This is a genomic window from uncultured Legionella sp. (assembly GCF_937871865.1).
Taxonomy (GTDB): domain Bacteria; phylum Pseudomonadota; class Gammaproteobacteria; order Legionellales; family Legionellaceae; genus Legionella.
In genome coordinates, this window is record NZ_CALMPD010000206.1 from 1 (window position 1) to 1,952 (window position 1,952).

Genomic DNA, 1,952 nt, shown 5'->3' on the forward strand with positions numbered 1-1,952 from the left:
GATTTTAGCCACGGATGGCTTAAATCAATCACGAGCTTAGCGACACTATCGTTGACCATTATCTCGACTAATGAAGCCATAACCTTTATCATCGTTAAACCATTTAACATGACCAGTTTCTTTAACAGACATTCTATTTTTCCAATTTATAATGAAAACACAAATACTTGAAGAACAACCCGGATACCCCTCAAGAAGGAATATACCGTAAAGTCAGAATGACCCTGAACATATAAATCTGCAAGTATCTAAAAGTATACTATGAGGAACAGAGAACAGATAGAAACTTGAACAATCTGAGGAAAAACCAAATAATCCATGCTCTGTCTTTGCCATTCATTGAATACGCATCAGTGCATCAACAGTGAAGCCTCAAAGACAGGAAATGCGAAGCAGGTACCGATTAAAATGTATCATGCTGCGCATGAGCTTCCCGGATTTCTTCATAAGCTGGGACATAAAAGCCCACAAAGATTTGGCTTTATTGGTACTTCAAATTAAAAAAGAGTACATCGCTCCTCTGCTGCCATTACAGCATTTAAATTATTCAGAGGAGGAAATACCGGTGCGGAAAAAAACTGAAACGCTCTTTTTATATTTTTTAGTGTTAAATCTTCCTGGTAGCAAGGTGCCGGCGTGTACAACTCATTCATCGTATCCGCCGCTTTGTTAGCCACACAAACAACATCTTCAAAACCTCCCAGAACATAGGAACCTAAATAAATAGTATTGCTCTCTTGTTGCGTCCGATCTAACTCAAGTCGTACATCCCAGGGGAGTGTGGACATATAATCTTCCCAGATTTTTTCCTTCACAACGGTAATCTCTGTTACTCCCTGAATCGCTTTCAACTCAGCCTCCAATGCCACATGATCAAAAGTAAAATCATTATGGTTGGGAGGCAAATTAACATAAATAGTACATAATCGACCATCTTCAGGATCTTGTCGGTCATCTCTGGTGGTAATTAAAGCTATATGCCCAAAACCAGACTCATCAAGTCCTTGAGGAAAATAATACTGTTGAGAGGGTAATCCCTTAATTTTATATACCGCCACAGGGTAACGATAATATTCTAATTGATTGACGCATTTAGTTTCTGTTTCGGTAAAATCCAGCCCTAATGAAGGCCAATTTTTAGGAGAGGTTGCTAACACCAAGGTTTCCGCTGTTTCGATATAGTCCACGCCATTTTGCTGATAATGTACTGTTACCTGGTTAGGCGCCCGGTCAATTTTAGTTACTGTAGCATTTAGTCTGACATCAAAATTGCTGGCTACTCTCTCCATAAGCAATTGAAAACCACCATGAATTGCCAATAGCGAGGGTTGATTAAAAATACGTTCTTCAAAGGCCAGATCAGGCAGCGTTGTTTTACCCAGATATTCAAGAACGCTGTACGCAGGGCAATGAGTAATTGCACCATAACCAAATCCTGGCACAAATGGTTTTGCCAAAACAGGCAGCAGCCTCATATTTTTAATAGCACAATACTGAGTAAAAGGTAGCAATAATTCATCTGGGAGATTTCTTTTATGCTGCTTCGCGTCTTTATATACATCATAATCACTACTGAACGTTGACATTTCGGCAAGTAAATCTTTAGCAAAGATTACTTTTTCACTAAAGGACAAATTATTATACATCTGTCCAATTTCAAGTGTTTCGCGTGCAACAGGAATCATGGCTTCATAAGCAACCCCATGCTCAATCAAAGCATCGATTACCACTCCATAATTCGGTGCAACAGCTCCTGCCCCCACTTCAGTTTTCAACTCAGGATGTTCTGGATCCGAATAGGTATGGCATTTGCCTCCAACCACATCTTTTTGCTCCAAAAAAACCAGCTCGATTTCTCTATTTAATTCTTCTGCGATTTTTTTCAATGCACGACCGGCAAATATAGCCAACACACGATAAATTGATTATTAGCAATGGCTCTGAAAAAGCTC

General features: G+C 39.4%; 2 protein-coding genes. Both read right to left on the reverse strand.

Annotation, left to right across the window (positions count from 1 at the left end; all coding sequences use genetic code 11):
* Positions 1 to 45: 45 nt before the first annotated feature.
* Entirely contained in the window at positions 46 to 132 is an 87-nt protein-coding gene (locus tag Q0495_RS11080; RefSeq protein ID WP_298626179.1) for a cold shock domain-containing protein, read from the reverse strand.
* A 365-nt stretch (positions 133 to 497) separates the two neighbouring features.
* Positions 498 to 1,886 carry an FAD-dependent oxidoreductase gene (locus Q0495_RS11085; RefSeq protein WP_298626176.1) on the reverse strand — a complete coding sequence of 463 codons (1,389 nt, stop codon included), beginning with the start codon at positions 1,884 to 1,886 and terminating at the stop codon, positions 498 to 500.
* Positions 1,887 to 1,952: the final 66 nt, after the last annotated feature.

Coding starts and splice junctions, on each gene's coding strand:
- Q0495_RS11080 (WP_298626179.1), bottom strand. CDS start 132: ATGTCTGTTAAAGAAACTGGTCATGTTAAATGGTTTAACGATGATAAA.